We start from the raw sequence: 8,134 nt of genomic DNA on the forward strand, positions 1-8,134 counted from the left end.
ACAATGCCATGAAAGTTCCCAAATAAAATCAACTTCCTGGGAATCACCTGTGAGTAAAAAAACTGGGGATTCATCAGCCTTCGAGCTGGAAGGTAACTGCATTGAAGCACGTGTTGTCAACTCCAATGACTGATGGCCCGCATTCTACACCTGTATTTCAAGATGATGGTATTCCATTCGTATCAGCTGAAGCTGTATCAGGTGGCTATATTAACTTCGATAAAATTAGAGGATTCATTTCCGAAGAGGATGATGTATTGTTTAGTCAAAAATACCGTCCTCAATTGCTTGATGTGTATATGATAAAATCAGGTGCTACAACAGGTATAACAGCAATTGTGGAAACAGATAGGCGATTTAACATTTGGTCTCCACTGGCTGTAATGAGGTGCAAAGATAATTATAACCCTTATTTTTTACTGAACTACCTCCGTTCAGATTCTTTTCAAAAATCGGTTCAATTGAGCTGGACGTTTGGTACACAACAAAATATAGGGATGAGTACTTTAGAAAACTTAACAGTTTGTTACCCACCTTTACAAGAACAACAAAAAATCGCCAACTTCCTCGACCACGAAACCGCCAAAATCGACAGCTTAATCGCCAAGCAGGAAAGCTTAATTGAGCTGTTAAAAGAAAAACGCCAAGCGGTGATTTCTCACGCTGTGACCAAAGGCATCTCTTCAATCAATGGCAGTCAATGCCCAATGAAAGACTCTGGTGTGAAATGGTTGGGTGAAGTGCCAGAGCATTGGGATATGACGCCGTTAAAACACCTATGTGATTTCTCAGGTGGTGGCACTCCAACCAAAGACAATTTGAGCTATTGGACAAATGGCTCAGTCCCTTGGGTATCACCGAAAGATATGAAGTCTCAAAGAATTACGAAGACAAGTGATTATATTACAAATAGAGCTGTTGCGGAGTCTTCTACCAACTATGTTGATTCTGGCGCATTACTAATGGTTGTGCGTTCAGGAATTTTGCAACGAACTATTCCTGTAGCGATAAATGATGTAATCGTTACCCTTAATCAAGATATGAAAGCCCTAAAATTCAATCAAAAAATGGCCGTAGATTTCGCAATGCATTTTATTGTTGGAAATGAAAAAGCCCTTCTTCTAGAGTGGTCGAAAGAAGGTGCTACGGTTGAAAGTATTGAACACGAGTACTTGGCTAATGGCTTATTGCCAGTCCCTCCGATGGATGAGCAACTATCAATAGTTCAGCACTTATGCTCTAAAATGGAAAAGTTCTCACAACTTGAAGCAAGAACAAGGACTGGAATTAGTCTTTTGGAAGAACGCAAAACCGCCCTCATATCAGCAGCAGTTACAGGTAAGATTGATGTGCGCCACTTTGTTTCAGAACAGGGCAATGACAAGGAGTTCAAGGATGAGCCGTTTAGAAAACAAGATTGAAGCCAATAATCGCTCTATCTTAGAAGTGCTCGATAATAAAAAATATACCGTTGATTACTATCAGCGTGAATATAGTTGGGAACAAACCCATATTGAGCAGTTGGTGACTGACCTATGCAATGCTTTTTTAGATAACTATGAACCTACGCATCAACGACAAGATGTTGCTGATTACAACAGTTACTATTTAGGTCCTTTTGTATTAAGCGAAAAAGGCGGTAAGAAGAGCATTATTGATGGTCAACAGCGTCTAACCTCGCTCACATTGTTTCTTATTTATCTTAATAATAAACAAAAAGAGCTAGGTTTGAACGAAGCTATTTCAGGAATGATTTTTTCTGAGCAATTTGGGCAAAAGTCTTTCAATATTAATGTGCCAGAACGAACTGCTTGTATTGACGCTCTGTTTAATACTGATGCCTATACGCCACCTGATGATGCTGACGCCTCTACGGTGAATATGGTAGCGCGTTATCAAAATATTTGTGATGCTTTTCCTGTTGATATTATTAACGTTGAAGTTTTGCCGTTGTTTCTTGATTGGTTAAGGTGGCTCGTTGTTTTAGTCGAAATTGTGGCTTATAGCGATGAAAACGCTTACACCATTTTTGAAACGATGAACGACAGAGGTTTAAACCTCACTCCTACTGAAATGTTAAAAGGCTTTTTACTTTCAAAGTATCGTGACGATGCCAAGCGTAAACACGCTAATGATTTTTGGAAGAAGACCATTATTGACCTAAAAGCGTTTGATAAAGAAGAAGATCAGCGTTTTGTTCAAGCTTGGTTAAGAGCAAAATATGCCGAGTCAATCAGGCAAAGTAAAGCTGGTTCACTCAATGAAGATTTCGAGAAAATAGGCACTCGATTTCACAATTGGGTTAGAGATAATTTAGGTAAAATAGGTTTAGCTAAGGCGGGTGAAGCTGAGTTTGATGCGTTTATCAATACTGAGTTTAAATACTATGTTAATGCTTATCAACGCATTCGAGAGGCTGAAGCAAGCTTCACACCTGAATTAGGCTCAATTCACTATATCTATCAATGGGGGATCGCTACCTCACTAAGCTACCCTTTGATGCTTGCACCACTCAAAACAATAGACTCTGTGGCTTTAGCTAATCAAAAAATGAATTTGGTAGCCAAATACATAGACATATTCTGTGTGCGGCGTTCAATAAACTTCAGAACATTTTCGTCTAGTTCCATTCGTTATACCATGTATAACTTAGTCAAAGAGATACGCAATAAAGACTATGACGAGCTAATTACTATTTTTGATACAAAGCTCGCTGAGATGGATGAGCAATGGAATGGCTTTGAGTCGTTCCGCCTACACGGTCAAAATGGTCGTTTTGTGAAATACTTGCTTTCACGCCTATCGGGTTATGTTGATGGTTTAGCTGGCGAAAATACCGATTTTGCCACTTACTATCACGCTACAAATGGTAAGCCGTATGAGATTGAACATTTGTGGGCAAACAATTTCGACAATCATCGAGATGAGTTTGAGCAGCTTAATGACTTTAATGACACTCGTAACAGTATTGGGGCATTGGTATTACTACCAAGAGGCACAAATCAGTCATACAGTGATCAACCTTACACAGAAAAAGTAGAACACTACATTAAAGAAAATCTTCTGGTAAAGTCTTTGCACCCTTTGACTTACGAGAACAACCCAAACTTCAATAAGCTAATTTCCCACAACGGTTTGGCTTTCCAAGCACACGCTAAAATGAAGATAGTAGATGTTCAAACCAGACGAGATTTGTATCGCCAAATCGCAGAGCAGATCTGGTGTTTGGAGGGAGATAAATAATGCCAAATGCAGCACAAGAAGCTATTACCAGAGAAGCACAGTTCCAAAACGACATCCTTGATCAGATGCAATCCCAAGGTTGGTTGCTAGGTGAGTCGAATAAATACAACAAACAATTAGCTCTTTACCCCGAGGATGTGGTTGCGTTTGCTAAAGCAACACAACCTGAGCAGTGGGATAAATTAGCGCAACACTACCCTGATACTGACCGTAATCCAACTGCTACGACTGATGCCTTACTTAAATCATTAGAGCGTGATTTAAAGGGCAAAGGCACCTTGTGGGTACTGCGAAATCAGGTAAAAGATCGAGGGGCTAAGTTTGATATATGCAGCTTTAAGCCTGATCACGACTTAAACCTTGCTGCCAGTACTCGATATGAGCAAAATATTCTGCGAGTGGTACCTGAGCTGGTTTACTCGCCTAATGGTTATGATGGCCGGTTAGATTTAACTCTGTTCGTTAACGGTATTCCAGTGGCAACTTGCGAGCTTAAATCTGAGTTTAAGCAGTCGATTAATAATGCCAAAGTCCAGTATATGAAGGACAGGCAACCGAAAGACCCAAAAACGCGTAAGCCTGAGCCATTATTGACCTTTAAACGTGGCGCATTGGTTCACTTTGCGGTGAGCCAATACAATGTTGCTATGACTACTCGCTTAAACGGTAAAAAGACGTATTTCTTACCGTTTGACCAAGGCACATCCGATGGTGGTAAAGGTAATGATATACCTGACTCTTTATCCGCTGATGGCTCCGATATCTATTCTAGCGCTTATTTGTGGAATGAGATCTTTCAGAAAGATAATCTGCTGTTGATCTTGAGCCGCTATATTCATCTTGAAGTAAAAGATGAAGAGCAGCTAGATGGTTCCATTAAGGTTAAAGAAACCCTTATTTTCCCTCGTTATCATCAATGGGCTGTAGTATCTAAACTGCTTGATACAGTCGATGTTGAAGGTACGGGTGAAAAGTACCTTATTCAGCACAGTGCTGGCTCAGGTAAATCCAACTCGATTGCCTGGTTATCACATCAATTAGCCTCTAAGCATTATACTTCTCCATCCATAGAGAGCGATCATCCAGAACTGGGTAAAAAAGTCGGTGATAAGGTGTTTGATTCTGTCATTGTGATCACTGACAGAACGGTGCTTGATAGTCAGCTACAAGATACTATTTATCAGTTTGACCATAATGAAGGCATGATCGCCCGTGTTAATCGAGAAGAAGCCCTCTCTTCAGGTGGTGGGCGCAGTAAATCAAGTCAATTAGCAGGTGAGCTAAAAGCCAGTACCTCAATCATCATTGTGACCATTCAGACCTTCCCACATGTTTTAGAAGCTATCCGTAAAGACTCAACGCTTGCTGGTAGAAGCTTTGCTGTCATTGCTGATGAAGCGCACTCAAGCCAAACGGGTACAACTGCCCGTAAGCTCCGTGAAGTGCTAATGTCTGAGCAGCTGGAAGGGGATACTGAGCTAGATCCGGAAGATATACTGCGCTTGTCATTAGAAGCAAGAAAAGGCTCAAATAACATCAGTTATTTTGCCTTTACCGCAACGCCAAAAGCTAAAACACTTGAACTCTTTGGTCGTAGACCAAATCTTGATGAGCCAGCGAGTGATACCAATAAACCTCTGCCTTTTCATGTTTACTCGATGCGTCAAGCGATAGAAGAAGGCTTTATTCTGGATGTATTACAAAATTACACCAGTTACCGAGTGGCTTATCAATTAGCTCATGACAACCCCGCTACCGATAGAGAAGTCGATAGCAAAAAAGCATCGTCAAAAATGGCGAAGTGGGTAAGGCTACACCCTTATAATATTAGCCAGAAAGTGGAAACGATTGTTGAACACTTTAATAGTAAGATTAAGCATTTACTGGGTGGTGAAGCCAAAGCAATGGTGGTCACCAGTAGCCGTTTGGAAGCGGTGCGCTACAAACTGGCTTTTGAAAAGTATGTACAGCAAAAAGGCTATGCGAACGTCAATGCTATGGTGGCGTTTTCAGGTGAGGTGGATGATCCTGACTACTCTCTGTTACAAGGGAATGATCAACCCTTTACCGAAAAGAATATGAACCCTAACCTGCGTGGTAGGGATATGCGTAAAGCCTTCGACACTAATGACTATCAAGTGATGTTAGTGGCAAATAAGTTCCAAACGGGTTTTGACCAACCCAAGCTAGTGGCTATGTACGTAGATAAGCCATTAAAAGGTGTTGAGTGTATCCAGACATTATCAAGGCTAAACAGAACCTACAAAGGCAAGGATATGACCTTTGTTCTGGATTTTGTGAATGAGCCTGAAGATGTATTGGAAGAGTTTAAGGTTTATTACCAGACGGCAGAGCTTGCTGGCGTATCTGATCCCAATATTGTTTATGAAATTATGGATAAGCTCGCTGAGGTTGGTATTTATCAATGGTTTGAAGTGGAAGTCTTTGTTACTGCCTATAACAGCAAACAAGCCAATCAAGCAAAGCTAGCGAACCTATGCAAAGCACCTGTAGAACGTTTTACAGTACGATATAAAGAAGCAACTCAGGTATTACATTCAGCACAGGCTGAGCTTTCTAAAGCCAAGATTGATCGCAATGATAAGGCGATTAAATTTTGTGAAAACAGCGTTAAAAATGCTAAAGAAGCCAGGGATATTCTGGAAGTATTTAAGAAGGATCTAATCTCTTTCTATCGCTACTATGAGTTTAGCTCTCAGATCGTTGATTTTAATGATTATGAACTTGAAAGGTTAAGTGTGTTTGCCAAGCATTTACATCCTCTATTGCGCTTTGATGCCATTGAAGATGATATTGATCTTAGTGATGTTGCAATGACTCACTATCGTTTACACGAGCAAAGAGAAGCTGATTTACAGCTAGGTAATAAAGTGGGTGAAGAACCTGCATCTTACTTAGCGCCAAGTAAAGAAGGCTCTGGCGCTGCACCGAAAGATCCTAAGACTGAATTACTCAATGAAATTATTGAACGCATGAATGACCTGTTTATTGAGGATGGTCTATCTGAAAACGATATGCTCAATTATGCCAATACGATCATGGGCAAAGTCTCTGAAAATGAAGTGGCAATGGATCAGGTTAGCAGCAACACCAAAGAACAAGCAATGCTGGGCGAATTCCCTACTTCAATCAACGATGCCGTTATTGAAAGCATGGACGTTCACAACGACATGGCGATGAAACTACTGTCTAACGAAGCCGTGGCGAAAGGTTTTGCAGGATTGATGTTTGATGTGCTTATTAAGGGGTTGGCTAAGTAAACGACTTATTAACAACGTTTGTTTTTAATGGCTAGTGTTACACTAGCCATTATCTGTTCAGATTAGATTGATTGGCAATCAGAGTATTGAGCCAATACAGATAATGATCTTGGTGTTATTTAGAGTAACAGAGCTAAATGACTTCTATCCAAAATCGAGCATTAAAAATGCTCGATTTTATCTGTAACAAAACAACATGCCTCTATTACATCAATCAAAGAGCTTTGTGGTTTGTCAGGTTAAGAAGCGATTTTATGCACGTTTATGCTGATATTTTATGCACGCTTTTGGTGTTAATTGATTCCTAAGATACTGATCTTTGATTTACAATATGTCAGCTTATGGTTGAAACAACATTAAAGCATAAGTCTGGGTATAGCGACAATTGGGATATGTATTTTGTGATCTGCCGAATAGGCAGTTGAAAATCGCTTCTTACTTTGTGTGGAAGGGGGTTTATTGGCGATAGAAAATCCCTTGTAATTTGTAAGTCATCTCATTGTCTATAATGAGAAGCAACTATCTAAGATTGGATCAATGGAATGAGCCGATTATTCTTATTTTTGGTGTTGATGGGGAATATTTTCTCTGTTAGTGCTTATTATCAGTGCGAGTATCAAGGAAAGATGAGTTTTTCTGATGTCCCTTGTCCTGAACATGCGAAACAAATAAAACCTCTCCCAACACCATCTAGCCCTAACAATACAGAGAATGTCACGTCTAATCATCAGTCTATGCAATCGAAACCTGAGAGCTTTGCTGAAAAAATAACTCAGTTGGAGCGTTACCTTGATATGGATGGCGTTGATGTTGCGAGAATTTTTAATACAGTACCGAATCAAGCTGGGAATGTTATTGTGGCTGAAGGTGATAGAAGAATTCTGTTTGAAGCTGCCGATGGCGATAAAATCACTTTTATTCTAATGGAGTTATTGAATACGGGCCCCTGTGATTGGGATACGGCGTTTAATTCAGATCAAATGTTGTTGGATATTGGTTATGACCCAGAGGAGTTAATCATGACCAGATGGTGGCCACATGCCCACATTTTTTCATATTTGAATTCAAAATATTATATCAGCTTTGGTTGTGATTATACTGGCGCACCTTATTCCTTTTCGATTAAATTGAGTAGCCGTGTTTGGCAGCCGAATTGATGACCTTGGCTGACTTTGGTGGTAGCGATGCTGATTTTGTGTTGGAGGTTTTTGGATACAAGACAAGGCAGATAAATCACTTCTGAATCGTTTAACTCTCAAGGCTGAGTTTTCAAATCTGGAACGAGTTCTTATCTAAGGCTTTAATTTAAATATGGTATCGTAATGATATTGTTATTATTGCATTGTGAGGTATTTATAATCTCAATTAATGTGATGAATAATCACTTACGGCTGAATATTTAAAAATTATAATTTTAAGCAGAGAAGGAAAAATAATGCGGTTTCTCGAAAATGGACCTTCCATACCGGATGAACTCTTATTAGCCAGAGACCAAGGTAGGGTTGTGTTTTTTTGTGGTGCTGGAGTTTCGAGAAGCCTTGTTGATCAAATAGCTGCTTGAGATACAGCTATAGCAAGGTTTTCCGAGTTTTATTTCGTTGCCTGTCGAA

Annotated in this window: 4 protein-coding genes; all 4 read left to right on the forward strand. The window is 39.9% G+C overall.

What is annotated here, in order from left to right:
• Nucleotides 1-68: 68 nt before the first annotated feature.
• Nucleotides 69-1,421, forward strand: a complete 1,353-nt coding sequence (locus Q0791_RS23725) for a restriction endonuclease subunit S (protein ID WP_299011740.1) — start codon at nt 69-71, stop codon at nt 1,419-1,421.
• Nucleotides 1,396-3,243: a DUF262 domain-containing protein gene (locus Q0791_RS23730; protein ID WP_299011737.1), complete on the forward strand. Its 1,848-nt coding sequence runs from the start codon at nt 1,396-1,398 to the stop codon at nt 3,241-3,243. The genes Q0791_RS23725 and Q0791_RS23730 overlap by 26 nt, the downstream gene beginning before the upstream one ends.
• Entirely contained in the window at nt 3,243-6,524 is a 3,282-nt protein-coding gene (locus Q0791_RS23735) for a DEAD/DEAH box helicase family protein (protein WP_299011738.1), read from the forward strand. The genes Q0791_RS23730 and Q0791_RS23735 overlap by 1 nt, the downstream gene beginning before the upstream one ends.
• Nucleotides 6,525-7,066: 542 nt before the next feature.
• Nucleotides 7,067-7,681, forward strand: a complete 615-nt coding sequence (locus Q0791_RS23740) for a hypothetical protein (RefSeq protein WP_299011739.1) — start codon at nt 7,067-7,069, stop codon at nt 7,679-7,681.
• Nucleotides 7,682-8,134: the final 453 nt, after the last annotated feature.

The organism is uncultured Shewanella sp. (assembly GCF_947495455.1).
Classification (GTDB): Bacteria; Pseudomonadota; Gammaproteobacteria; order Enterobacterales; family Shewanellaceae; genus Shewanella.

Excerpts from the sequence above, each read along its gene's own strand:
- Q0791_RS23730 (WP_299011737.1), top strand. The coding sequence starts at position 1,396 with ATGAGCCGTTTAGAAAACAAGATTGAAGCCAATAATCGCTCTATCTTA.
- Q0791_RS23735 (WP_299011738.1), top strand. The coding sequence starts at position 3,243 with ATGCCAAATGCAGCACAAGAAGCTATTACCAGAGAAGCACAGTTCCAA.
- Q0791_RS23740 (WP_299011739.1), top strand. The coding sequence starts at position 7,067 with ATGAGCCGATTATTCTTATTTTTGGTGTTGATGGGGAATATTTTCTCT.